Origin of the sequence: Arthrobacter sp. zg-Y20 (assembly GCF_030142075.1) — a bacterium.
Classification (GTDB): domain Bacteria; phylum Actinomycetota; class Actinomycetes; order Actinomycetales; family Micrococcaceae; genus Arthrobacter_B.
In genome coordinates this window covers 3,502,034-3,526,984 of record NZ_CP126241.1, presented here as the reverse complement: position 1 = coordinate 3,526,984, position 24,951 = coordinate 3,502,034, and the positions used below count along the sequence as shown (strand labels likewise).

General features: G+C 64.6%; 22 protein-coding genes. 14 read left to right on the top strand and 8 right to left on the bottom strand.

What is annotated here, in order from left to right; all coding sequences use genetic code 11:
* The first annotated feature begins 304 nt into the window (after positions 1-304).
* From rpmH to QNO06_RS16925, 8 genes are all read left to right on the top strand, one after another.
* Positions 305-442, top strand: coding sequence for a 50S ribosomal protein L34 (gene rpmH, locus QNO06_RS16960; protein WP_022892375.1), 138 nt, complete (start codon positions 305-307; stop codon positions 440-442).
* Positions 443-505: 63 nt separating this feature from the next.
* A complete protein-coding gene (rnpA, locus tag QNO06_RS16955; RefSeq protein WP_227912336.1) occupies positions 506-886 on the top strand; it encodes a ribonuclease P protein component in 381 nt (126 codons plus the stop codon).
* Complete coding sequence (gene yidD / locus QNO06_RS16950) at positions 883-1,254, top strand: membrane protein insertion efficiency factor YidD (RefSeq protein ID WP_227912335.1); 372 nt, start codon at positions 883-885, stop codon at positions 1,252-1,254. Before rnpA ends, yidD begins: the two co-directional genes overlap by 4 nt.
* A gap of 9 nt (positions 1,255-1,263) precedes the next feature.
* Positions 1,264-2,226, top strand: a complete 963-nt coding sequence (gene yidC, locus QNO06_RS16945; RefSeq protein ID WP_227912333.1) for a membrane protein insertase YidC — start codon at positions 1,264-1,266, stop codon at positions 2,224-2,226.
* Positions 2,223-2,780, top strand: coding sequence for a Jag family protein (locus QNO06_RS16940; RefSeq protein ID WP_227912332.1), 558 nt, complete (start codon positions 2,223-2,225; stop codon positions 2,778-2,780). Before yidC ends, QNO06_RS16940 begins: the two co-directional genes overlap by 4 nt.
* A 38-nt stretch (positions 2,781-2,818) precedes the next feature.
* Positions 2,819-3,451 carry a 16S rRNA (guanine(527)-N(7))-methyltransferase RsmG gene (gene rsmG / locus QNO06_RS16935; RefSeq protein WP_227912330.1) on the top strand — a complete coding sequence of 211 codons (633 nt, stop codon included), beginning with the start codon at positions 2,819-2,821 and terminating at the stop codon, positions 3,449-3,451.
* 213 nt (positions 3,452-3,664) lie between these two features.
* Entirely contained in the window at positions 3,665-4,756 is a 1,092-nt protein-coding gene (locus QNO06_RS16930) for a ParA family protein (protein WP_269437370.1), read from the top strand.
* 103 nt (positions 4,757-4,859) lie between these two features.
* Complete coding sequence (locus QNO06_RS16925) at positions 4,860-6,263, top strand: ParB/RepB/Spo0J family partition protein (protein WP_227912328.1); 1,404 nt, start codon at positions 4,860-4,862, stop codon at positions 6,261-6,263.
* A 2,533-nt stretch (positions 6,264-8,796) separates the two neighbouring features.
* Here the strand turns inward: QNO06_RS16925 and QNO06_RS16920 are convergent.
* Together QNO06_RS16920 and QNO06_RS16915 are read right to left on the bottom strand one after the other, a co-directional pair.
* Positions 8,797-10,020 carry an oxamate carbamoyltransferase subunit AllG family protein gene (locus tag QNO06_RS16920; protein ID WP_227912326.1) on the bottom strand — a complete coding sequence of 408 codons (1,224 nt, stop codon included), beginning with the start codon at positions 10,018-10,020 and terminating at the stop codon, positions 8,797-8,799.
* Between the two features lie 50 nt (positions 10,021-10,070).
* Positions 10,071-10,811, bottom strand: coding sequence for a class I SAM-dependent methyltransferase (locus QNO06_RS16915; protein ID WP_227912324.1), 741 nt, complete (start codon positions 10,809-10,811; stop codon positions 10,071-10,073).
* Between the two features lie 93 nt (positions 10,812-10,904).
* Here QNO06_RS16915 and QNO06_RS16910 point away from each other — a divergent pair, with 93 nt between their 5' ends.
* Positions 10,905-11,603 carry a class I SAM-dependent DNA methyltransferase gene (locus tag QNO06_RS16910; RefSeq protein WP_227912320.1) on the top strand — a complete coding sequence of 233 codons (699 nt, stop codon included), beginning with the start codon at positions 10,905-10,907 and terminating at the stop codon, positions 11,601-11,603.
* Positions 11,604-11,719: 116 nt separating this feature from the next.
* On the opposite strand, the gene QNO06_RS16905 is transcribed toward QNO06_RS16910, so the two are convergent.
* The 6 genes from QNO06_RS16905 to QNO06_RS16880 all read right to left on the bottom strand — a co-directional run bounded on the left by QNO06_RS16905 (position 11,720) and on the right by QNO06_RS16880 (position 18,412).
* Positions 11,720-12,904, bottom strand: coding sequence for a peptidoglycan-binding protein (locus tag QNO06_RS16905; RefSeq protein WP_227912319.1), 1,185 nt, complete (start codon positions 12,902-12,904; stop codon positions 11,720-11,722).
* Positions 12,905-12,910: 6 nt separating this feature from the next.
* Positions 12,911-13,237, bottom strand: a complete 327-nt coding sequence (gene trxA, locus QNO06_RS16900; RefSeq protein ID WP_227912318.1) for a thioredoxin — start codon at positions 13,235-13,237, stop codon at positions 12,911-12,913.
* A gap of 26 nt (positions 13,238-13,263) precedes the next feature.
* Positions 13,264-14,304, bottom strand: coding sequence for a thioredoxin-disulfide reductase (trxB, locus tag QNO06_RS16895; RefSeq protein ID WP_227912317.1), 1,041 nt, complete (start codon positions 14,302-14,304; stop codon positions 13,264-13,266).
* Positions 14,305-14,488: 184 nt separating this feature from the next.
* The gene (locus tag QNO06_RS16890) at positions 14,489-15,982 is read right to left on the bottom strand and encodes a discoidin domain-containing protein (protein ID WP_227912315.1); all 1,494 of its coding nucleotides are present in this window, start codon (positions 15,980-15,982) and stop codon (positions 14,489-14,491) included.
* Positions 15,983-16,147: 165 nt separating this feature from the next.
* Positions 16,148-17,809, bottom strand: coding sequence for a murein biosynthesis integral membrane protein MurJ (gene murJ, locus QNO06_RS16885; protein WP_227912313.1), 1,662 nt, complete (start codon positions 17,807-17,809; stop codon positions 16,148-16,150).
* A gap of 72 nt (positions 17,810-17,881) precedes the next feature.
* Positions 17,882-18,412: an NUDIX hydrolase gene (locus tag QNO06_RS16880; protein WP_227912310.1), complete on the bottom strand. Its 531-nt coding sequence runs from the start codon at positions 18,410-18,412 to the stop codon at positions 17,882-17,884.
* Positions 18,413-18,555: 143 nt separating this feature from the next.
* Here QNO06_RS16880 and QNO06_RS16875 point away from each other — a divergent pair, with 143 nt between their 5' ends.
* The 5 genes from QNO06_RS16875 to QNO06_RS16855 all read left to right on the top strand — a co-directional run bounded on the left by QNO06_RS16875 (position 18,556) and on the right by QNO06_RS16855 (position 24,907).
* On the top strand, positions 18,556-20,076 hold the full coding sequence (locus QNO06_RS16875) for a CCA tRNA nucleotidyltransferase (RefSeq protein ID WP_227912308.1): 1,521 nt from the start codon (positions 18,556-18,558) through the stop codon (positions 20,074-20,076).
* Positions 20,077-20,733: a histidine phosphatase family protein gene (locus tag QNO06_RS16870; protein WP_227912306.1), complete on the top strand. Its 657-nt coding sequence runs from the start codon at positions 20,077-20,079 to the stop codon at positions 20,731-20,733. It abuts the gene before it with no gap.
* 642 nt (positions 20,734-21,375) lie between these two features.
* A complete protein-coding gene (locus QNO06_RS16865; RefSeq protein WP_227912304.1) occupies positions 21,376-21,648 on the top strand; it encodes a hypothetical protein in 273 nt (90 codons plus the stop codon).
* A 197-nt stretch (positions 21,649-21,845) separates the two neighbouring features.
* Positions 21,846-23,090, top strand: a complete 1,245-nt coding sequence (mshA, locus tag QNO06_RS16860; RefSeq protein WP_227912302.1) for a D-inositol-3-phosphate glycosyltransferase — start codon at positions 21,846-21,848, stop codon at positions 23,088-23,090.
* A 137-nt stretch (positions 23,091-23,227) separates the two neighbouring features.
* Positions 23,228-24,907 carry a formate--tetrahydrofolate ligase gene (locus tag QNO06_RS16855; RefSeq protein ID WP_227912301.1) on the top strand — a complete coding sequence of 560 codons (1,680 nt, stop codon included), beginning with the start codon at positions 23,228-23,230 and terminating at the stop codon, positions 24,905-24,907.
* The last annotated feature ends 44 nt before the right edge of the window (positions 24,908-24,951 follow it).

Sequence of the window (24,951 nt, the reverse complement as noted above, 5' to 3'; positions counted from 1 at the left end):
CGGGCCTGTCGGCTGTTTCACAGGGACGGATGAGCGGGGATACCCACAGCAGTTGTCCACAGGTGTTGAAAAACCGCGGTGCACAACCGGTGTACCGCCGGTTTGACTGGTGCCCCGGTCTCACCTAACGTTGAGTAGTCCTTTGTGTCTGCTATCTGTACTCACACATGCCCTGCAGGGGTTCTGGAAATCAGGGTCCAGGTCCGGGCGAGTACAGACAGACACATGAAAAAAGCGCCGCTTGTTCTTCCCCCTTGTCGCAACAAGTGCCGGCGCGACTCAAGATTGTCTTGGAGTAACTACCGTGAGCAAGCGGACTTTTCAGCCGAATAACCGCCGTCGTGCCAAGAAGCACGGCTTCCGCCTTCGCATGCGTACCCGTGCCGGCCGTGCCATCCTTTCTGCACGCCGTGGCAAGGGCCGTACCGAACTGTCGGCCTAAATAACCTCAAAGTTTGTCGATGCTGCCTTACAGCAGCTCTATCCCGGATTCCAGGTGGTCCCAATGCTGGCCGTAAGGAACCGGGTAAGGGTATCGGCGGACTTTTCCCGTACTGTACGTTCCGGTGCCCGAAGTGGGCGCCGGAACGTAGTGCTATATGCGGTTCCTACCGGTGAGAACCCGACCCGCATAGGCTTCATTGTGTCCAAATCCGTCGGGAACGCGGTGACACGCAACCTCGTTAAGAGAAGACTGAGGGAAGCGGCCGCGCAGGGTCTTGCATTCCACCCGTCCGGACTGGATGTGGTGGTGAGGGCGTTGCCCGCATCAGCGTCGGCGTCGTGGCAGGACCTCAGTGCCGACTATCAGGGCGCCCTAAACGCCTGTATAGCCAAACTCGCGAAGCCGCGAACAAGCCAGACAGGGAGGATGAGCCAGCAATGAGGGACTCCGGAGCATATCCGTTGAGGGCCTTGGTTGCTGTTGCCCGGTTCGTCTGGAACCTCCCCCGCGCAGTCCTCATCGGGCTGCTGATTGCCTACCGGAAGACCGTCTCGCCGCTGTACGGTCCGGTCTGCCGCTTTTTCCCCTCATGTTCCGCCTACGCCCTCGAAGCAGTCACAGTCCACGGCGCCGTTAAAGGTTCCTGGCTGGCTTTCCGACGGCTGATCCGCTGCCATCCGTGGAACGGCGGAGGGGTGGACCACGTACCTGAGGGACACCGGATTTGGGACACAAAGAAGGTCCCGAGGATCATTGTGCTGAATCATCCCGTGATTCCAGCTGACGAAGACAGCCGCTCGGCGGCCTGAGGAGAGTAAATGGGTTTCTTCGAGACGATACTGTTCCCCTTTAAGTGGGTAGTGTCATGGATCATGTGGATCTTCCACGAGGGTTTCGTTTTCCTCGGGATGGATGCCGCATCCGGTTGGACGTGGACGCTGTCCATCATCGGTCTGGTGATCGTGATCCGCGCCGCGCTGATCCCGGTTTTCGTCAAGCAGATCAAGGCGCAGCGCGGTATGCAGTCGCTGCAGCCGGACCTGCGTAAGCTGCAGCAGAAGTACAAGGGCAAAACGGACCAGCTGTCGCGCCAGGCGATGACGCAGGAACAGATGGCCCTGTACAAGAAGCACGGGACCAACCCGTTTGCGGCTTGCCTGCCCATGCTGATCCAGATGCCGTTCTTCTTCGCCCTGTTCCAGGTGCTCAACGGTGTATCCAAGGCCAGTGCCGGCGGCGAGCACATCGGCGCCCTCTCCTCCCAGGCAATCCAGCAGTTTGACGAGGCCACGATCCTCGGCGCACCGCTGTCCTCCTCGCTGCTGCACGGCTTCGGCGACGAGGGGCACCTCTCCGTGGTGGTGCTTTCGATCATCATGATCCTGGCCATGACGGCCTCGCAGTTCATTACGCAGAAGCAGATCATGTCCAAGAACATGTCTGAAGAAGCCCTGGCCAGCCCCTTCATGCGCCAGCAGAAGATGATGCTGTACGTACTGCCCCTCGTGTTCGGTGTCGGCGGCATCAACTTCCCCATCGGTGTGCTCATCTACTGGACCACCACCAACCTGTGGACCATGGGGCAGCAGTTCTTCGTAATCCGCCGCATGCCCACCCCGGGTTCGCCGGCCGCCAAGGCACTTGCTGAGCGCCGCGCCCGCAAGGGCCTGCCTATGACGCCGCTGCTGGGTGAGAAGAAGGGCGCGGAACCCGTTGAGGTCCCTGCCGCCGCCAAGGTCCAGCGTGTCCAGCCCCAGCGGAAGAACAGGAAAAAGAGATGAGCACCGAGCGCATTGATGATCCCGCGGTACCGGCTGAGGCAGCTGACGACGTCGTACCCGAGCCGGTAACGGCACGCGGCGGACGGCTCGAAGAAGAGGGCGACGTCGCGGCGGACTATCTGGAAGAGCTCCTGGATATTGCCGATATCGACGGAGATATCGACATTGAGGTCCGCAACGGACGCACTTACATCTCCATCGTCAGTGAAGAGGGCGACGACGCCGCGCTGCAGGCTTTGGTGGGACGCGACGGGGAAGTGCTGGAGGCCCTTCAGGAACTGGCGCGTCTCTCGGTGCTGACGGCTACCGAGAACCGGTCCCGCCTGGTCCTGGACATTACCGGGTACCGGACGGAACGCGGCGAGCAGCTGCAGTCCATTGCCGAGGACGCGGTGCAGCGGGCCAAGGCCGCCGGAGAAGCCGTGGCCCTGGCACCCATGAGCGCCTACGAGCGGAAGATAGTCCACGACGCAGTGGCCGACCTTGGACTGGCCAGCGAATCCGAGGGTGAAGGCGCAGACCGCCACATCGTCGTTTCCCTGCCTGCATCCTAGTTATCCCGCCCGCAGCGCAGACAAGGAATATCAAGTAAGTGGTTGAATCAACGCCCGCAGAGCAGGATGCCGCCCGGAAAATCTTCGGTGACCGCCTGGACCTGGCCGGAAGGTACGTGGAGCACCTCGCAACGTCAGGGATGGAGCGCGGCCTCCTGGGCCCCCGCGAGGTTCCAAGGCTGTGGAGCAGGCACGTGCTTAACTGCGCCGTGGTCGCGGAGCTCATCCCGGCGAACGCGTCCGTTGCAGACGTAGGCAGCGGCGCAGGACTGCCCGGGCTGTGCCTGGCCATAGCCCGCCCAGACATCTCCATGACCCTGATCGAGCCGTTGGAGCGGCGCGTGATCTGGCTGAACGAGGTCATTGAAGACCTGGAGCTGGACAACGTACGGGTTCTCCGCGGGCGTGCAGAGCAGGTAGTCGACGATGTGAACGTGGATGTGGCCACAGCCCGGGCCGTCTCCGCACTGGGCGGATTGGCGGGTCTGACTGTGCCCCTGCTGCACGGAAAAGGCCAGGTCCTGGCCATCAAGGGACGCAGCGCCGAAGAGGAGGTCCAGAAGGCCGCCAAGGCCATCCGGAAGCTCGGCGGGCGGGACACAGCCGTCGTCACGGCAGGCGCCGACCTCCTGGAAGAACCCACCACTGTTGTGCGTATTTCCGTAGGGTGACCCGCGCGACACCGCCGCTGGATGCACACACCCTCGCCGGTCACGGAGATTGGCCGGCAAGCGGATAGGCTAGATGAACTAATGCCTTAACGCTTTATGTTGGAAAGTGAGCATGACCAGGTGAGTGTGCGCGATTCTGCCGCAAAACGAATTCCTCCTTTCGCCGCACTCGGTTCGGCCCTGTCCGCCTCTTTCGGCAGGAAGCAACCGCAATTGATTGCAGCTCCAGAAGCTGCTGCAGCTCCCCGTGCTGAAGTTTCACGTGAAACAGTGGTCCCGGAGCCGCAGGAGCCCGCCCAAACTGAAAGCAGTGCCGAACTTGTGCCGGCCCCCGAGGCCGAACCGGTGCCGGCGCCCCAAGCTATCGAAGGTGGTGTATCCGGTGAAGCCGCTCCTGTGTCGACATCGGTAGACGTTATGGATTTGATGGACGAGAGCACGCCGCTGGCGCGGGAACTGGCCAGTGAGAACCGCCGGCGCGACAAGTTGCGGGGACGCGTCCTGCCGCGGCCGGCACAGACCCGGATTATGACCGTGAGTAATCAAAAAGGCGGCGTGGGGAAGACCACTACCACGGTGAACCTTGCCGCGGCTTTGGCCACTGCGGGGCAAAATGTCTTGGTGATTGATATTGATCCCCAGGGAAATGCCTCCACGGCGCTGGGGATTGACCACCGCGCCGAGGTAGAGAGCATCTACGATGTCCTGATTGACGATCTGCCGCTGGCCAACGTTGTTGCTCCGTGCCCTGACATCAGCAACCTCATCTGCGCACCGGCGACGATCCACCTTGCCGGCGCCGAAATCGAGCTCGTTTCACTCGTCGCGCGGGAACAGCGTCTCCGCCGGGCCATCGATGTATATGCGGCGGAGCGGGAGAAGCAGGGGCTGGAACGCCTCGACTATATCTTCATTGACTGCCCGCCCAGCCTCGGGCTCCTTACGGTGAATGCCTTTGTTGCTGCCCGCGAGGTCCTGATTCCGATCCAGTGCGAGTACTACGCCCTCGAGGGACTAAGCCAGCTGCTCAAGAATATTGAGATGATCCAGAAGCACCTCAACGCCGATCTGGTTGTTTCCACTATTCTGCTGACCATGTACGACGGCAGGACCAACTTGGCGGCGCAGGTTGCCGCAGAGGTTCGGGAGCACTTCCCGGAGCAGGTTCTGGGCGCTGTTGTTCCCCGGTCCGTGCGCATTTCCGAGGCGCCGAGCTACCAGCAGACCGTTATGACTTACGATCCGTCCTCGAGCGGCGCGCTTTCATACCTTGAGGCAGCCGCCGAAATCGCCCAGCGCGCTTAGGGACACCCCGAGTCGGTTCGGCTGCCAGCACGGCGCCGCGCCTTAGACTACTCTCACAATCAATCCATGCAGCTTGAAGTGTGCATAAGGGAAGGACTTACCCATGGCCGAAAAGCGTCGTGGTTTGGGCCGCGGTCTGGGAGCTTTGATTCCTAGCAGTGCGGAGCCGGAAGAAATTGCAACCTCCACCCAGGGATCCGTTGCTGCCGGACGTCCTGTTGACCTGTTTTTCGCCGCAGCCGACGAGCCCCGTACGTCTTCCGCCGCCGGGCCGCGGCGTGGAGCGGGCATAAACAAAGAAGCACTGCGTGGGCCGGCCAAAAAGTCCACCACGCGCAGTTCGGCACCGCGTACGGCAGCTCGTGCAGCCGGGGCGCAGGGGGCGGCGGAGGAGGTTGCCACTGTTCCTTCCGTCCGACCGAAGGCGACGGACGCGAGTGGCACTGCTGCAGCTAAGCGCGCAGTAAAGGCCTCCCGGGGTGCCGCTGCGCGGCAGTCACGTAGCGAGGCCGGTGAGGCGCCGGGAGGCCCCATGGAGGCCGTCCAAGCCCGGACAGAGTCTGACGCCGCGTCTGGCGCCGCCAGCTCGCAGGAATCTGCCGTCAGCGCGGATGAAACGGCGGTAGGCTCGGATGTTTCCCGTGAAACATTGGGCTCAGACCCGCAGTCCAGTACCGAATTGGTGCAGGTGCCTGGTGCGACCTTTGCCGAGCTTGCCATCGATTCCATTCATCCCAACCGCAAACAGCCCCGCTCCGTCTTCGATGAAGACGACATGGCCGAACTTGTTCACTCCATCAGGGAAATCGGTGTACTACAGCCGATCGTCGTCCGTCCGTCACCCGAGGATGATGCAGAGCACCCGTACGAGTTGGTTATGGGTGAGCGCCGCTGGCGTGCATCCCGTGCGGCCGGCCTGGACGCAGTGCCAGCCATTATCCGTTCCACGCAGGACGTGGACCTGCTCCGTGACGCCCTCCTGGAGAACCTCCACCGCAGCCAACTGAATCCGTTGGAAGAGGCAGCGGCCTACCAGCAGCTCCTGGACGATTTCGAATGCTCGCACGAGGAGCTGGCTGACCGAATTGGCAGGTCGCGTCCACAGGTAACCAACACACTTCGGTTGATGAAGCTGCCCCCGCTCGTGCAGCGCCGATTGGCCGCGGGCATCCTATCAGCTGGCCATGCACGCGCACTCCTTGGGTTGGGAGACCCGGCGGAAATGGAGAAGCTGGCACAGAAAATTGTTGCTGAGGGACTCTCCGTGCGGGCCACCGAGGAGATCGTCTCGTTGGCTGACGGGATCCGCAAGCCGGCAAAGTCAGCGAAGCCGAAGCTTGGAGCACGCCACGAGCGCCTGGATTACCTGGCTACCTCGCTTTCGGACCGTCTCGACACCAACGTGAAGATCACCCTAGGTGCCCGGAAGGGAAAAGTCAGCATCGAGTTTGCCAGCGTTGACGACCTGAACCGCATCATGGGTGTACTTACCCCGACGGTTGACTGACGTTAGGAACTGCCGCTAGCAGTCGAACGACTGGCTCGCTCGAATAGGGGCCGATGTTCCACGTGGAACATCGGCCCCTATCCTGTCCCACGCCGGGATTGCCCAGGGCCTTGGTACTTTCGTTTACCGTGCCGATTGTGAGCCGCGGCGCGGTGCGCTGAGAATGTGTTTCACGTGAAACCTGGGCGGGCCCGGTGAAGGGTCGTTGCGGCATACGTCGGCCTAGCGGCGATGGTGCCATGCGGCTTCCTTCAGTCCCGTCACTCCAAGGGTTGCATAGGAGCGGCTGCGGTGGGGAGTAGCTGTTCCCTGCCAGCGAGAATGCGGTTCAGCGGTGCAGCCGGCATGTCGCCAACATGCGCGCTGCGCTTCAGTAAGTTCTCGGATTTGGCGGAAGGTTTGGACCCCCAGGCCCGCTCGGGGCCTACCGTCGGCACCTCCCTGACCGTCACCCGGGCAGGCCGCCCGCGGCAACTCAGAACGTTGGCGGCGCCTCCTCAAGGATTTTGGTCCGTTTCACGTGAAACATCTTCTTGGGCCGGGCCGCCCCGGCCCAGGCCGGGGCAAGGCTGCGTCGAGCCGGTCGGTGTGTAGATAGCAGAACTGCACTCGTGACGTCCTCCTGGTGAATCCCGGCTTCGATGGCTCGCCGGGTGAAGGCCCTGTCCTCCCCGCTTAGTATGCCGATCGCGCATAGCGCGCCATGCACTCCCACCGTTCCGTCTGGCGTACAGAGCAGCCAGAAGCACACCGTATTGGTTGATTCCACCACGGTCTACGAAAACAGTCGGGTGCGGCTCCGCCGCCAACGTCGCACTATGTTCAAACCGCTCGGGCCTTCCCGCTTATCCAGTCCGTCCCCACAGAACGAGGGCAGTAGCCGAGCCGCTCGATTACGGCGGCGTCACGCAACAGTGACAGTGCTTTCGGCAGCGCGTTAAGGGCCGGTTTCACGTGAAACATGAAAGGTTCGGCCCCGGCTGCGGGCTGAGTTCGATGCTGCTCCTCTAGGGTGTCGTGGTACTGCTCCTATCGTGGCTGCTCAACATCCGTGGGGGGTCAAGCGTGAATCGGTGCCGGAGCGGGCGGCCGTATTCGTGTACGTTTCAACGTGGCAGGTTGAGAGCACCGGTGTGCGGGCTGGTTCTCCCGGGTTGTTACTTGAGCAATGTGAGGCCTGCCTATTGTTCTGGTGAGTCCAGGCTGCCGGTACGCCACGGAGGGGGGCAGGGGTGTGCAGCCCTGGTGGCAGCGTATCGGCTTGTCTCCTGAGCCATGCCGACAGGGGCTATCGCGACGGGAGTCGATGCTGGGCTGTTCTTTTGTTTCACGTGAAACGTACCGCCGGGCAAGCGTGCTCGGGTTACCCACTCACCGTGATTGTGTCCTAGGCTGCCCCCGAGGCTGGTCGCGGTTACAGTGGATACCCCGGGCTGCCCGGGCGTAGTTCTTCTCCCAGTTGCTGATTACTCGACGCAGCACTGCCTCCCAACGAATGCCGACTTTGCGGGTCCAAAACTTTCAGATGCCGCCCTCAGCGCCGGGACGGATATCTCACCGTTGGTGGCCCGATCAGGTGCACAGGGCCCGCACTCATCCCGGGCGGTATGCCCATCGGGAGCTCTGCCGCTGCCAGCATGGACGGACGCGATTCATAACGCCGGCCGGTGATGTATGGGCCAGAGATATTGCGCCCCCACGCCCCGGCCGCGAGGCAGCAGCCTCAGCCATGCCTGAATCCGACAGACTAGATACCCTGCCGGCGGGCGTGGCCGCGATGCCCAAGACGTTTATCCTACGGTTCTCGCTATTGGTTGACCTGGCATTGTCAGTTCTGGTGAGTATCCAGCCCACTACAGCGCCGGCTACAGCTGTAGCTTTCGAGACGTGACGTTTCACGTGAAACGGCTATCCGAGAGGTGTCGGGGCTGATCCGAAGCATCCCGCGAGCTCGGGTACACCGTCAACAGCCTCGCGTGTTTCACGTGAAACGGTTCCAGTGATACAGGTGAGGGACCAACGATTTCGCACCGACTGGCACGCCGGCTTCTGTCTGCGTGTGGCAGTGACTGCCTGGTGGCGTAGTGGCGGCACCCATGCAACACCGCAGTGGCGCCAACCCTCAACGCGGATGGCATGCTGGGGAGCCAGCACGGCATGAACATGTATCAGGAGCAACTACCTAATAGCCGTATCCGAGGTAGACGCGGACTTCATCGCTGTAGTGGTTGCTCCAGTGCAGATCCTGCTGAATGTCAGGATGTTCCTGGCACCGCAGCGCTCCTCAGCCAGGTCCATGGCATTGATTATTTCAGTGGCCGCTGCCGCCGAATCTACCGGGATAACCATTTCCCGCCAGCACCCGCCGGATCCACACTCCAGCTCTATGCCCTCCACAGCGGTGCCCGGCGGAACATCAGGAAACGCCGAGTCCGGTGGAGTGTCCCCATCGTCGATCTAGTTCACTCCCGCAAACAATGCCTACACAAACAACAGGAGCACCGCCGCGAGTGTGAACAAACGAGCGTTGGCCCTATTCAACCAGGTCCACCCCCGTACCGTTGCGCGCTCCAGCGGAATCGTGTAAAGACTTCGTCGCGTCTATGAAGGGCTGGAGGGGCGGCGTGAACAGCATGGCCCCGGCCAGCCCGCCGGTACGCAGCGTGGCGCCCAAATGCACCGGGGGAACCAGCCCGTGTGCGGTGACGGCGGCGCTGTCCAGCCCCCACGGAATGCCCCTGCCAAGGGAAGGGATCCGAAGGATCGGATGCTCAGTCACCGTCACCGAATACAGAGAGGCAGTCAAGCGCTTCATGGCTTCGACGCTGCCTACCGATACCCGCGTCAGCGAGGGGGCTGCGGCAGCGGCCGCGCCACCCATCCCCAGTGTTTCCATGAGCAGGCTGTCTCCGCCGCCGTAACCGAGGTCCTCGGGAGTCCACGGAGCTTGCAGTACGCCGCGGAACGGCGCGAGGGGAGGCAATGCCGCACGGAACCAGACGCCGGGTGCCCCCGATACTCTCACGCCGAACTCCCTCTCGTTCATCGCCATGGCGGTGACTACAGTGCTGCCTGGCACCCCCTCGGCTGCTGTAGAGATGGCTTTAGCGGCGGCCATGGCGATATGCAGGAAGTGGAACGCTGCGGTTTCCAGATAGGACAGCAGTTCCTCCGGTTGCCGGCCGCCGGCAACCACACGGTCGCGCACCGCGTGGTGGAAGATACGTCCGGCGGACTGCTGCCGCCCGTGCAGATCATCACCGTCGGCCAGGGCACGGGCCATGATGGGAAGCAACGGAATGGGACTATCACGGACCGCTGCACCGAGGGCCGGGGCTACTTTGTCCCTGATCCAGGCCAGGTTGGCATACACCGCGTCCCCGGTGGAACCGAAGGTCAGGGCATGAGCACCAGGGCCCTCATTCATCCGGCACGTGGTGGTGGTACCGGAAGCCGCGTCGCGCACCACAAGGACCGGCATGGAGGCCGTGCAAACGCCGGTGAGGGACCCTACGGAGCCGTGCTCATGGCAAGACCCAAGCCGGATAGCGCCGGACCGCAGCCGGGTGTCGGCCTCTTCGGGTGTCGCGGCGAGTCCTTCAAAGAGCGCCGCCCCGATAATGGCCAGTCGCTGAATCCCGGTATACCGGACCCATGGCAGTAAGGGACCGGCAACCAGTATCGTGCTGGGCTGCATGCCCGGCACGGCCTCGAGGGCCGGCAGTACATCAACGAGGAACGGCTCAGCGCGGGTCATAGCGGCAACGGCACGTTCATTAGGAGAAAGAGTGGCCTTCGCCGTCGCCCCTAGCACTTGGACCCCATGGGTTTCCGGGCTACAAAAACGAGTTCCTTGCCGGGCCTGTCCGGTGCATCCCGAATGCCCTCCACCTCGAAACCGTGGGCCTGCAGACTGAGCCGAACCTCGTCGGCACTCCGGAACCGGAGCGTGGAATCGGAGGTCAGGCGCTGCCCGTCACTGCCGAAGACGTAGGTCCAGCGAAAGCTGACCAGAGATGGGGAGACATCCGTTATCTCGACCCAGCTCTCAATTTCTCCAACCCCGTCAATGGCAGTGATCCGCCGGGTTGAGTCCTCGGTCCATGTTTCCCAGGCACGATGGTCGGGGTCCCTGGTTTCGAAGACAAATCGGCCGCCGGGCATCAGGGCCTGGTGCACGTGATCAAGCAACGTTCCCCAGTGCAGTTCGTCAGTAACCGCCTGGACGGCATTCCCGGTCATCAGCACCATGTCGGCGAATGCCGCCGGAAGCGCAGAGGCGTCACCGTGAATCCAGCGAATCCTTTCGGCGCCGGGTTTACCGCGGGCCACCGTCAAGGACCCGCCCGCCGGGTCCACGGCGGTCACAGCCAGCCCGAGTCCGGCCAGCTCCAGCGCCAGCACACCGGTCCCGCAGCCTAAGTCCACGACCGTCCGTGCGTCGAATTCGCGCACCATGAAGAGGTAGGGGACCAGATCGCTGCGGTCTGGATCCAAGGCGTCGTAGATCGCGGCCAGGCGCGGATTTTCGTAGAGCTGGTCCGGCATGCAGTTCCCCCAACATAGACCCCCATCCGGTCCGGCAGGCCGGCGGCTTACCCAGAACTATAGGCGACGGCGGAATCGGGGTAGGTTGGGCCGATGCGGGATAAGGACATTATCAAGGCGGCCTACGACGTCGTTGCGGGCACATACGCCCAAGTGGTCCAGGTTCCGGGAGGGGCGGGCGGTCCCGAGCGGGATACGGACCTGGCGCTGATCCGGAAATTCACGGCGTTACTGCCCGCGGGCGCGGAGGTCTTGGACGCGGGCTGCGGGACGGGCCGGATGATCACCTACCTGGACACACTGGCACAGGGGAATGAGCAGCCGTTGGTGATCCAGGGATGCGACTTATCGGAGGGGATGGCGGCCATTGCACGGAACGTGCACCCGAACCGCCGAATCCTGGCCGCGGATCTCGCAGCGCTGCCTTATGCGCCGCGGTCCTTTCACGGGTTGCTGGCGTGGTACTCGATAATCCACGCACCCCCGGAGGAGCTGGCAGGTATCTTCGGTGAATTCCGGCGTGTCCTGCGGCCCGGCGGCGTGCTGCTCCTGGGATTCCAGGCAGGTTCGGGACGGCGGAGGATTACCAATGCGTACGGACACAGTGTTGAGATGACCGCATGCCTTCACGCTGTTCCGGAGGTCCTCGCGGCGCTCCAGCGCGTCGGCTTCCAGGAAGTGGCCAGCCTGGACCGCAGTCCGGAGGGTGCAGAAGGAAACCGGCAGGGCTTTGTCCTGGCGGAGCTGGAATCCAGCCCCTGGCCCGGCGGTTCCGCAGCCAGCGCCGGATGATTCCGCGTACTCAACTCAACGGTGTTGGGAAGGCAGGAGCACGGCGCAAAAACGCCCCTAACCGCAACACGGCAGGGGCGTTTCCCGGGGAAACCCGGAGGCGGAAGACAGGGCGCCTATAGACCGGACACGCGCCGGGCTGGCTCTTCCATCGGGTTGAACCTCAGTACGTCGTCCAGAGCGAGGGTGCCCGTGGGCTGATCCTCTTCTTCCATCAAGTACAGCCGCTGGATGCCGATCACGATGGAGTCCGCCACGGTCTGCCGGAAGACCGGATCCGCGAGCCGCTCGGCGTCGTGTGCGTTACTCAGGTAGCCCAGATCCAACCCGACGGACGGTACTCCCGGCAGCTTAAGCGTGTCCCAGGTCCGGGCATGGACTCCCAGATTGTCCATATCCGTGCGGGCACCGAGTTCCTTCATCAGCAGCACGGCAGCCCGATGCCCGATGGGGGAGCGGGCTTCGCCGGTACCGGGCAGGCCCCAGTAGTAGGCGGCAATGCCGGACGCAGCCTGCTGGTCCAGCCAGTCGCAGTGAATGTCCAGGTTCAGGCTCGGACTGGTGGACCGCGATCCGGCACCGGCATCGGCGGCCTGGGGAACCAGCCGGGCACCGAACTCGCGCAGGATCCGTTCCACCCGGCCGGCAATGTCGGTGGTGATGAGCACTTCAGTCAGCGGATCACCTGTGAGGCGTTCCTTCACGTGCGGTGACACTTTCCGGGAACGGCCTATGTTAACGGAAATCAGGCGTCCGCGCAGCGCGGCAGTGGAGCGGTCCAAACGCTCGTAATCCCGCAGCGCAAACGCCTGGCTCGGGGAAATGGCACGGTTCACCCGCGACATGGCGGTCATGGTGTCCCCGTCGCAGACGCCGCTGCCGGGCAACCCGAGGTTCTGCTGCAGTTCGGCCACAGCGTAGCGGGTGCGTACACCGAAACTGCCGTCAATATGTCCGTAGTAGAACCCGAGGTGGGAGAGGTGGCGCTGCAGTTCGGCGACGTCGTCGCCGCGCAGCTGCGCGTCCTCAACATAGCTCAGGGTGCGGTCCCCGAACCGGAACTGTGCCTCCTGCAGGGCCCGCTGGGTGTCGGGGCCGGCTACGCCGTCGACGATCAGGCCGCGGCTCTGCTGAAACGCGCGCACGGCAGCGTCAACGTGGTCGTCGAAGATGGAAGGGTCGTTTACGGAGTCCGGTGCCAGATAGGACAGGCTGACGCCGGCCCGCAGCAACGCTTCACGAAGCGTTACCACGCGCCGGCCGGCATCCAGCCTCCGCAGGCTCTCGCCGTGCACAGTCATGGATATTTACTTCAGGAAGGCCGCAAATTCCTGTTCCAGGACCTGCTTCGGCTTGGCGCCGATCGACGTCGCGGCAACCTCACCGCCCTGGAATACGTAGACGGCGGGAATGGAGGTGATGCCGTACTGTGCGGCAATGGCCGGGTTCTCGTCCACGTTCACCTTCACAACGTCCACCTTGTCGCTGTACTGCGCCGCGATGTCGTCCAGGATCGGGGAAAGCATCCGGCACGGACCGCACCACTCGGCCCAGAAGTCCACGATGACGGGCTTCTCGGACGTCAGGACATCGGTGCCGAAGGAAGCATCGGTTACTGCTTTTGCACTGCTCATTTTTGTATCTCCTTGGGGGATCGAATCTAGAGGGCGGCGTGTTCGGAGACGGCCTCCGACGGCGGGGTGGGAACCTCGGCCGCGGTGGGAACCGAGGGCCCGAGATCGGCAAGGAAGTGTTCGACGTCGACGGCGGCCACACAACCGGAACCCGAGGCGGTGATGGCCTGGCGGTAGGTGGGATCGATGACGTCGCCGGCGGCGAAGACACCCGGCAGGGAGGTCTTGGAAGTGCGTCCCAGGACGGCGATGGTGCCCTCTTCGGTGAGTTCCAGCTGCCCGCGGACCAGGTCCGTGCGGGGGTCATTGCCGATGGCGACGAAGACACCGGTGACCGGCAGCTCCGATTCGGACCCGTCCTTGGTGTTGCGCAGGGTCAGGCCGGTGACCTTGTCAGCGCCGTGGATGGCCGCGACCTCGGAGTCCCAGGCGAAGCGGATCTTCTCGTGGTTCAGGGCCCGTTCCTGCATGATCTTGGAGGCACGCAGCGAGTCGCGGCGGTGGACCAGGGTCACGGAGGCAGCGAACTTGGTGAGGAACAGCGCTTCTTCCAGGGCAGAGTCGCCGCCGCCGATCACGGCGATGTCCTGTCCCTTGAAGAAGAAACCGTCGCAGGTGGCGCACCAGCTGACACCGCGGCCGGAGAGGCGCTTTTCATCTTTCAGGCCGAGCTCGCGGTAGGCGGAGCCGGTGGAGATGATGACGGCGCGGGCAAGGAAGGTTTCACCGGTGCCGATTGTCACGCGCTTGATGTCGCCGGAAAGCTCCACCTCGGTCACGTCTTCGAACAGGATCTCCGCGCCGAAGCGGTCGGCCTGCTTCTCGAAGTTCGCCATCAGGTCCGGGCCCATGATGCCCTCGGGGAAGCCCGGGAAGTTCTCCACCTCGGTGGTGTTCATGAGTTCACCGCCGGCAGTAACCGAGCCGGCGATGACCAACGGCGACAGATTGGCGCGCGCCGTGTAGATGGCGGCGGTGTAGCCGGAGGGGCCGGAGCCGACGATGATGACATCCCGGACGTCGCCGGCAGCGGCGCCGTCGGTGGCAACGGGGTTTTCGGTGCTCACGGGGCGGTGAACCTCTTCCTTGTAGAACTTGATTTGCGGAACGGAGCAGGAGTCCGGTCCGAGTGGATCACCCGGCACAACCAATGCCGGGTCCAGCTTATTCCGACGGCCGTGCCGGGGACACGCCCGCTCCGCGATGCGGCGGCCCGGGCGCCCGGTTCGGAACCGGCACGGCGGAAACGGGTTAGGACACGCCGATTTCGGCGATCCTCAGGCCCCAGGGATATGCAGCCTGGACCCCGCTGAGCCGGGGCAGCTGCGTGAAGTTGACGATGACGTAGCGGGCGGTGGCCGGCGCGCCGTCCGTCTGGGGGACGGGGATGCTGGTGGTGGGCCCGGTGAAGCCGCTCTGGGCCACCGGCACCGCACCGTCCAGGTCCGGGGTGTCACTTAGCATCACCGAGAAGGAGCCGCCGGTGCCGTTGAGCTGGGTGATCTTGACCTCGCTGACAGCCGATTCGGCGCCCAGATCCACTACCAGTGCCAGGCTCGGGGCCAGTCCGCCGAAGGTGTCGCTGGCGTACACATAGCTGGACCAGTAGGACGAGGGGTTGCCGTCAATGATCTGCGGCAGGGCGGCGTCGTTGGCAGAATCCAGCTGCGGGTTGCCCGGTACAAACCGGGTGATGCCGGAGACTTCCGGTGCCGGGGCAGCGGGTGCGGCACTGGCCTGGGGAGCAGCAGGGGCTTCGGTGGTCACCTCGGGGGCTGGCCCGGCTTCGGTGTCGGACCCGAAGAGGTCGCCCATCTTGCCCAGCTGGCTCACGGCGAGCACGACGGCGAGCACCAGCACCAGGCTGAGCACTGCACCGATCAGGACGCGTCCGGGCTTCCGGTTCGGTTTTTCGTCAGTGTCGTAGTCCTCGTCCGTGTCGTCACCGCCGTCGTCATAGCCGGCGGCATGGTACGGATCGTCGTCGTAGTGGCCGGAGGCCAGCATTGACTTGGGAAAGTTGGACGCGGGCCTTGCCGGACGCTCGGGGACGGGGACAGCCTGCGGCTCTTCCTCTGCCCATTTGGTGACCTTCGGGCTGCGCGCGGCCCCGCCGCGCGGGCGGGCGGCGGGCGGCGGGGGAACATTGGCGCCGCCGGTGGCCGCTTCCGCAGGGGCATCGGATGCCGACCCGAATTCCAGGTCCCGGGCCGCCGCGGCGGACTCGGCACCGGCAACGGTGCCGGCAACCGCGCCGGAGCGCCCGAACTTGGGCAGCTTGGGCTTGTGCGCCCCGGAGAGCAGGGGACGGCGGGGAGCGCGGTCCTCTTCTTCTACGTACCGGTCCTCTTCCACCTTCTCCGGCTCCCGGGAACGGGGCATACCGAAGATTTCCGATCCCAGCGTGTCGGTGAAGAACGGCTCAACGTACGGAGCGTCACGCTCGATCACCAGGTCCAGCAGGTCCACGGCATTGGCGGTGTTGGTCACGAGGTAGGTGCGGCCGTCACTGACGCCCAGGTCGAGGACCTGCACACTGCCGTGGCGTTCACCGGTGGCGATTTCACGGGCGCTGGCCGAAACCTGGCTTGCGTTCACGGGCGCAGCTACGAGGATGCTGACCGAACGGTTCAGCACCTGGTCCACACCGTCCAGCACCAGATCCTGTTCCGCTGAGGCGAGCACCTGGGCGGTCACCTTGTAGCGGCCGCCCAGTACTGACCCGACGTCTACCGACTGTGGCACGTGTTCCTCCAATGAAAACGGCAATAAGACTGCGTCAGCCGGGCTGACAGTTGCGTATTCGGATGTTCATTCACGGACAAGGTACGCGGCAGCCCACCGCTGCCCTGAACTGCCTGCTTTGTTCCCATGCTACCTGCGCCGGTGCGCAAAGCCGGAGTCGGGACTTTAGGGAGTCCTGCGGAGTTTGGCAAGGACGGGTTTCAGGAACGCATCGAGCTCGGCAACTTTCAGTACCCGCAGCAGCAGGAAGTAGGTCCCGGCCATCAGCAGGCCGCAGACCACCAGGACCGCGGTGGCCGAGGGCAGCGACTGCCAGGCGAAGCCGTCCACCGCATAACCGCCCAGCAGGCCGAGGGCGACCGAACCGACGCCGGCGGCACCCATGGCAGCCAGCACCAAGCGGATATGCACGTCCACCACCTGTCCGGCGCCGTAGTTCCCCAAACTCCGCTTGAGGTAGATGTGGCTGACGATGACGGCGGCGACATTGCCCAGCGAATAGGCGATAGCCAGGCCGAAGATGATCTGGTCCGCCGGCAGCGCGGCGGCCGCCAACGCCAGCATCAACCCGAAAGCAGAGAGGATGATCTGCATTACCAGCGGGGTTTTGGCGTCTTCGTTGGCGTAGAAGGCGCGGTTCATCAGGAACGTGGCGCTAAGGAACGGCGCGGACGCGGCAAGCAGCACCAGGACTTGGGCCTGCAGGGCGGCGGATACATTCGAACCGCCGCTGAACCAGACACTGATGGGTCCGGCGAGGACAATCAGCACGGCGGAGCAGAACACCGTGGCCACTCCGATGGCCCGCAGCCCCTGTGACAGGGTGGCCCGCACGGCGTCGTAGTCCTTCTCGGTGAACGCGCGGGACATGCTGTTGAACAGGACGGTGGCCAGCGAAAGGGTGATGACCGAATGCGGGATGATGTACAGCATCGCCGCCGTTTCGAGGTTCGCGTAGCCCGCTATTTCCTGTCCCATGGCCCGGAATTCCGGCCGCGCGTCGGTGGCTATGGTTGCCACCTTTGTGTAGGCCAGGTACGTCCCGTTGCCGATCAGCATGGTCAGGATGGTCCACTTGGCCACCCTGCCGGTCTGCCGGAGTCCGACGCCGCGCAGCCCGAAGGAGGGACGAAGGCCAAGGCCCAGGCGGCGCAGCGGGAAAACGAGGACAGCGGCCTGGAGGGCGACGCCCAGCGTGGTGCTGCCGGCCAGGATCATGGTGGCCTGGCTGGTCCACGTATCCGGGGAGAACTCAGTGGTTCCTTCCCGGCCGACCACCGTGATGAACAGCAGCAGGCCGGCAATAGCCACAATGTTGTTCACTACGGGAGCCCACATGTAGGCGCCGAATCTCCCGTTGGCATTGAGGGTCTGCCCGATCACGGCGTAGGCGCCGTAGAAGAAAATCTGCGGGAAAAGCCAGTAGGCGAACGTGATGGCCAGCGGCAGCTGGTCCGCGTTCATGGAGGTGACCATGGGCAGGATCAGCGGCGCGGCGAGGGTGGCGAGTGCGGCAAGGCAGGCCAGCACCAGCAGGCTGAGGGTAAGGATCCGGGATACATACTCCGAGCCGCGGTCCGGCTGCTTGCTGGCCTTAATGATTTGCGGGACCAGGACGGCGTTGAAGATCCCGCCGGCCACCAGCAGATAGATGAAGTTCGGCAGCACGTTGGCCGAAACGAAGATGTCGGAGACCAGCGCGGTGTTGCCGATGGCGACTGCCAGCAGCGCTGTCCGGATGAGTCCAAGGATGCGGGAAACCAGCGTGCCCGCTGCCATCACGGCGCTGGAGCGCGCGGTACTGGGGGCTATAGTCTTTTCGGCCATCGTGACCCTATGTTCTCACTTCCGGTCCCGAATGACTCAACCGGAGCGGCGCAGCACCGCCGTCCGCACCGGTCAGAGGTAGCGGGGAAGGATCTCGCGGGCGAGGTCGGCGATCCGCCGCTCATTGGGGAAGGACAGCCTGCGGCCCAGTTCGGCCAGCGGAACCCAGGCTACGTCCACGGCCTCATGGTCCGGATCATTTTCAATGGTCAGGTTTCCGCCGCAGGCCTGCAGCAGGAAGTGGTGCACCGTTTTGTGGACGCGGTGTCCACTGACCGTGAACCAGTAGTCGATGCTGCCCAGCGCGGTCAGGATCCGGCCGTCAATGCCGGTTTCTTCGGCAATCTCCCGGATGGCCGCCGTCGGGCTGTCCTCGTCGTTCTCGGGGTGGCCCTTGGGCAGGCACCACTCCAGGCGTCCGCCGCGGTTGAGCCGGGCAATGATGGCCACTGGCAGTTGCTCCGCGGAGGTATCCACCACAATTCCGCCGGCCGAAACCTCTTCGACGGTGGGAAGGGGGGCATGTACCGTATGCGCACCGGCGACGCCCATTGACGCTGTCAACGGGGTCCGTTTCGGGGCGCTCGGTACGGGATGGGCCATACTCCCACTGTAACGATCTTTCCCGGGGGATGATGACTGTTCTGCGGGCCGCCGGAGCGTAAGCGGGAACCCTCGGCGTGTCCGCCCTGCCGCAGCGCCCCATTGTCGGTCTTCACCGTTTTATCTGGCAGGCTTAAAGGACTATGGTGCACCTTTTTGATAGTTCTGCCTTGAAGTCCCCGCTGCCCGACGTGATCCCGGCGCTCGGTGCACGTTTTGAGGACGCCGGGTTTGAGCTTTCCCTGGTCGGCGGTCCCGTGCGTGACCTGTTCCTGGGCCGGGTGTCCCCGGACCTGGACTTCACCACCAACGCCCGTCCGGACGAGATCATCAAGGTGATCAAGGGCTGGGCGGATACTTTCTGGGAGATCGGCCGCGAATTCGGCACCATCGGCATGCGCAAGGACGGTTTCCAGGTGGAGGTCACCACCTACCGTGCCGACGCGTATGACCCGTCCTCCCGCAAACCTGAGGTTGCCTTCGGCGACAAGCTCGAGGATGACCTGTTCCGCCGGGACTTCACTATGAACGCCATGGCGCTGCGGCTGCCCTCCATGGAACTGGTGGATCCCTTCGGCGGTGCCCGGGACCTGCACGCCGGCATTGTGCGCACCCCCGGGGCGCCGTCGACGTCGTTCTCCGACGATCCGCTGCGGATGATGCGCGCCGCCCGTTTCGCCTCGCAGCTGCAGGTGGACGTGGCCCCGGAAGTGTTCGAGGCGATGCGGGACATGGCGGGCCGGATCGGGATCATCTCCGCGGAACGGGTGCGGGATGAACTGACGAAGCTGATCAACGGGAAGGCGCCCTGGACCGGGGTGGACCTGCTGGTGGAAAGCGGGCTGGCCGAGCACGTGCTGCCCGAGGTTGCCGCACTGAAACTCGAAATTGACGAACACCACCGGCACAAGGACGTCTACCAGCACTCCCTGACCGTCCTCCGCCAGGCCTGCGAACTTGAAACCGACAGCGAGGGTCCGGTGCCGGGTCCCGATTTTGTGTTGCGCTTCGCGGCGCTGATGCACGACGTCGGCAAGCCCTCCACCCGCCGGTTCGATCCCTCCGGCGCGGTAAGTTTCCTGCATCACGATGCCGTGGGCGCCAAGCTCACTGCCAAGCGGATGAAGGAGCTTCGGTTCGACAATGACACTGTGAAGGCTGTGTCCCGCCTGGTGGAACTGCACATGCGCTTCTACGGCTACGGCGATGCCGGTTGGACCGATTCCGCCGTCCGCCGCTACGTCACCGACGCCGGCCCGCTGCTGCAGCGGCTGCACCGGCTCACCCGCTCCGACGTCACCACCCGGAACCGGCGGAAGGCAGAGCGCCTGGCCTTCGCCTACGACGACTTGGAACAGCGCATTGCCGCCCTCGCCGAGCAGGAAGAGCTCGCGTCCATCCGTCCGGATCTGGACGGCGAAGCCATCATGGCCCTGCTCAACGTGCGGCCGGGGCCGGTGGTGGGGCGCGCCTACCGGTTCCTGCTGGAAGAACGCATGGAAAACGGTCCCCGGAGTGAAGCGGAGGCCGCCGCCCTGCTCCGGGAGTGGTGGGCAGCACAGCCCGAAAGTGCGATTGAGTCCGCGGACGCGGCACCTGATACAACGGAAAAGGAAACCCTGCGGGCGCAGGATGAATCAGGTACAAACGCGAAGGACAAATAGATGAGCAACGGGGATAATTTTGGACCGGCAGTACCGGACCTGACCCCGGCCGGGACCCGGCTGCCCCGGCTCTGGCTGCTGCGGCACGGCGAGACCGAATGGAGCCGCGAGGGAAACTACACGGGCCTGACGGACATCCCGCTGACCGCCGACGGAGAAGCCCAGGCCCGGGCTGCCCGCGACAAGATAGGTGCGGTGACCTTCGACCGGGTGCTCACCTCGCCGTTGGCCCGTGCGCGACGGACCGCAGAACTGGTGGGCTACCCCGACGCCGAAGTGGTCCCGCACGCACATGAATGGGACTACGGCGACAACGAGGGGCGCAACAGCCGGCAGGTCCGGGATGAGAACCCGGGATACCTGATCTGGAAGGACGGGGTTCCCAACGGGGAAACCCTGGCCCAGGTGGCCGCCCGGGCAGACCGGATCATCTCTTCCGTGCAGGCCGGTTCCGGCACAGAGATGGACCTCGATCCTGAGGCAGCACCGGTGGAGAAGGTGCTCCTGGTGGCGCATGGGCACTTCCTGCGCATCCTGGCGGCCCGCTGGCTGGGACTGCCCCCGGAATTCGGCCGGCACTTTGCCCTCAGCACGGCAGCTATCTGCACCCTCGGCTGGGACAAGCGCACCCCCGCCGTGGTCGGCTGGAACCTCTGACGAGCAGACCTCCCGGCCCTGCCAGCATCCGCCCGCAGAATTAATTGCGGGAATTTACGGAAAGTACTTGGCAGGGCCGGGTTTTCTGTTGTACCTTTTCTTTTGCGGGCAACTTTACGGCCCGCCAGCCAGACAGCAAAACACCCGTCAGGCGCAGTAGACCCCAGAAGATAGACCCCAGAAGAGTGCCCCGCGAACAGGAGGTGGAGATTGATGAATACCATGATGAATACCCATTGGGTAGGTGCCGGCATTGACGGCGGCAATCTCCGGCCATGGTTCCGGGCACCGGGTGTATTCCTGTCCCGGACGGCCGTTTCCGCCTAGTCCCGGCACCTGCCCCGGCTACCCAGCCCGGGCCCCCGCCCCGCGCACCGGTCCAGTCCGGCTAATCGCCGCAGCGTCCGGCAGCCCCTCCCGCTCCCTGTGCACCTGCCGCCTTTGCAGGTCCAGGGCAATGCCGGCAAGGGATTTCACGCGGATCGGTAACCACCCCGCATAAACAGCATTCCGCCATGGTCGGATTAATATCCGCAAATCGCCTCGGCGTAATTTCAATGCTGTTTATCGGTGGACTTTTCATTCATCTTCCCTGCCTTATTCCGTCATGCCCTTTACGGGTTTATGCCTTTGGAGACTTCCGTGCCTGAATATCCCCTGCCCTCTTTGACCCTGCCCGATTCAATGCGGCCGGATGCCGGCTTCGAGCGTGCCGCAACACCCCCGCCCCCGCCGCGTCCGCCCGGACTGCCGGCTCCTGCCCTGCAACGCGCATTGAAGGAGGTGTCCTCCATGTTCCAACGCCTGCGCAGCTCCTACCTCCGCTCAAGTGCCGTCCGCTCTTCGCGCCTGGATTACGCACTGTCCGGAGAGCAGGGTTACCTGCTGCTGCACTACTTCCATTCCGTGAAGTGACTTCATCCACGCCATGCGGCGGTATACGGCGGCAGCGCCGCCCGGTTCCCCAGAGGGGCCGGGCGGTGCTGCCGTGCCCGGCACCGTAGACCCGGCAGGGCAGGGGTGCCCAACGTGTTCTGGCCGACAGGAAACAAAGGCAGGGCCCGCGGCGTTATAAAGTCGATAGAGAAGATATCGGTCAGGAAGGGAGCGAAGTGCCCCAGGTCAAGCGTGTGGCCATGCTCTCCCTTCATACCTCCCCGCTTGAACAGCCCGGATCCGGCGACGCCGGCGGCATGAACGTGTACGTCCGTTCCGTAGCCCTGGAACTGGCCCGCTCCGGCACCGAAGTGGAGATTTTTACCCGGGCAACGGACCCGCAGCGTACTGCGGATGTTGAACTGGCCCCGGGGGTCAGGGTCCGCCATGTCCAGGCCGGACCGGTGTGCAAGGTGCCCAAGGAACAATTGCCGTATCTGGACCTTGCCTCCGCGGTTGCGGCAGCGCAGCCGTTCCTGCTGGACGGCGCTTTTGACGTGGTGCATTCGCATTACTGGGTGTCAGGAACGGCCGGACTGGCAGTGGCCCGGCAGTGGGACCTGCCCCTGGTACACACCATGCACACCATGGCGCGGGTCAAGAATATCCAGGCCCAGCCCGGAGAAACCCCTGAACCGCAGATCCGGATCGACGGCGAGCAGCAGGTAGTGCAGGGGGCGACCCGCCTGATTGCCAATACCAGCACCGAAGCCGCCGAGCTGGAAACCCTCTACGGTGCCGATCCGGCTGCCGTGGACGTAGTGGCTCCGGGTGTTGACCTGAACATTTTCTCCCCCCGGGGCAGGCCGGGAGTGCAGCCCGGGCAGGGTTTCTTGCCGGGTGTTTTCCATGTGGTGTTTGCCGGCCGGATCCAGCGGATGAAGGGCCCGCAGGTCCTGGTGGAGGCCGCTGCCCAGTTGCGGCGGCGCAGGCCGGACATCCCGCTGCGCGTGAGCATCCTGGGCGCGGGCAGCGGTTCGTCCGTGCTGGATCTGGCGCCCCTGATCCGCCGTTATGGCCTGCAGGACACGGTTTCGCTGCGGCCCCCGGCCGAACCGAACCAGTTGGCCGACTGGTTCCGTGCAGCCGACGTGGTGGCCGTACCGTCCTTCAGTGAATCCTTCGGACTGGTGGCACTGGAAGCCCAGGCCTGCGGCACCCCCGTGCTGGCCGCCAATGTGGGCGGCCTGCCCAAAGCGGTGCGGGACGGACGCAGCGGTGTCCTGGTGGACGGGCATGCTCCGGGCCGCTGGGCCGCTGAACTGGAAGCACTGTACGACGGCGCGGACCGCCGTCGTACGCTCGGAGAAGGAGCCGCCGCCCACGCCCAGGCATTCGGCTGGCGGCGGACCGCCATGCTCACCGCGGAGAGCTACCGGGAGGCAGCGGAGCACTTCGCCAGCAGCTCCGTGCGCAAGTAGCTTCTCTTTTCCGTTCCTCCTGGTCCCCTCCGCTCCGATCCCGGTCCGGTGGCCCTGCTGCTGGTAGCTTGGCTTCCACCCAACGACACCGGCCGTTAACGTCATCCGTTGGCGGCGCAGCGGAAGGAACACGCACCATGGGCACCAGCGTCCCCTCTGACCTCGAGATATCCCGCACGGCAATCCTGCAGCCCATCACCGGGATCGCCCGTGCCGCCGGCATCCCGGAAGAGGCGCTGGAACCCTACGGACGGTACAAGGCGAAGGTGGACCCTGCCCTGCTGCCTGCCGGTACCGCGCCCGGACGGGTGGTGCTGGTCACCGCAATGAGCCCCACCCCCGCCGGCGAGGGTAAGTCCACCGTCACCGTGGGGCTGGCCGACGCCCTGCACCGCGCCGGAGAGAACGTATGCATCGCCCTGCGTGAACCCTCCATGGGACCGGTGCTGGGCATGAAGGGCGGAGCCACGGGCGGCGGGTATTCCCAGGTGGTCCCGATGGAGGACGTCAACCTGCACTTCACCGGAGACTTCCACGCGATCACTGCCGCCAACAATGCCCTCGCCGCGCTGCTGGACAATTCCATCTTCCAGGGCAATCCGCTGGGCCTGGATCCGCGGCGGATCGTGATTCGGCGCGTCCTGGACCTCAACGACCGTGCGCTGCGCGATATTGTGATTGGACTGGGCGGGCCCGCGCAGGGTGTGCCCCGGCAGGACGGTTTCGACATCACCGTCGCTTCCGAGGTGATGGCGGTCTTCTGCCTGGCCCGGGACCTCGCTGATCTCACGGACCGCCTGTCCCGGATCACCGTGGGTTACACCTACGACCGCCGGCCGGTGACCGTTGCCGACTTGGGTGTCGAGGGCGCCATGACGCTGCTGCTGCGCGAGGCGCTGAAACCCAACCTGGTGCAGACCCTGGCCGGAACCCCGGCACTGGTCCACGGCGGTCCGTTCGCCAACATTGCCCATGGCTGCAACTCGGTCATTGCCACGTCCACCGCCCGAAGGCTGGCGGACATCGTGGTGACCGAGGCCGGCTTTGGTGCGGACCTCGGCGCGGAAAAGTACCTGGACATCAAGTCACGGGCCGCCGACGTCGCCCCCGACGCAGTGGTGGTGGTGGCCACCGTCCGGGCCCTGAAAATGCACGGGGGCGTGCCGAAGGCCGACCTCGCAGCGGAGAACCTTCCGGCGCTGGAGGCGGGTACGGCCAATCTGCGCCGGCACCTGGAAAACATCCGCCGATTCGGCATCAACCCCGTGGTGGCCATTAACCGGTTCGGCACCGACACGGAGGCTGAGCTGCGCCGGCTGGCGGACTGGTGCGCGGAGGAAGGGGTCAGCGCCGCAGTGGCGGATGTGTGGGCCCGCGGCGGCGGCGGAACCGGCGGCGACGAGCTGGCACGGACCGTAAGGGCGGCGCTGGAACAGCCCGCGGACTTCCGGTTCCTGTACCCGGACGCAATGCCGGTGGAGGAGAAGATCCGCACGGTGGCCCGGGAAATCTACGGCGCGGCCGACGTGGAATTCGCTCCGGCCGCCCGCCACCGGCTGCAGGAAATCTCCGCACGCGGCCTAGACCACCTGCCGGTGTGCATGGCCAAGACCCAGTATTCCTTCTCCGACGATCCAGCGGCGCTGGGTGCACCGTCCGGGTTCACCCTGCACGTGCGGGACCTGTCGATCAAGACCGGTGCCGGGTTTGTGGTGGCGCTGACCGGCGCGGTGATGACCATGCCCGGGCTGCCGAAGGAACCGGCGGCACTGCGCATGGGCGTGGCAGCGGACGGTACGCCCGCAGGGCTGATCTGACCGCCGGGTCCGCCGCGGGGCGGACACAGCAACGCCCCCGGGTC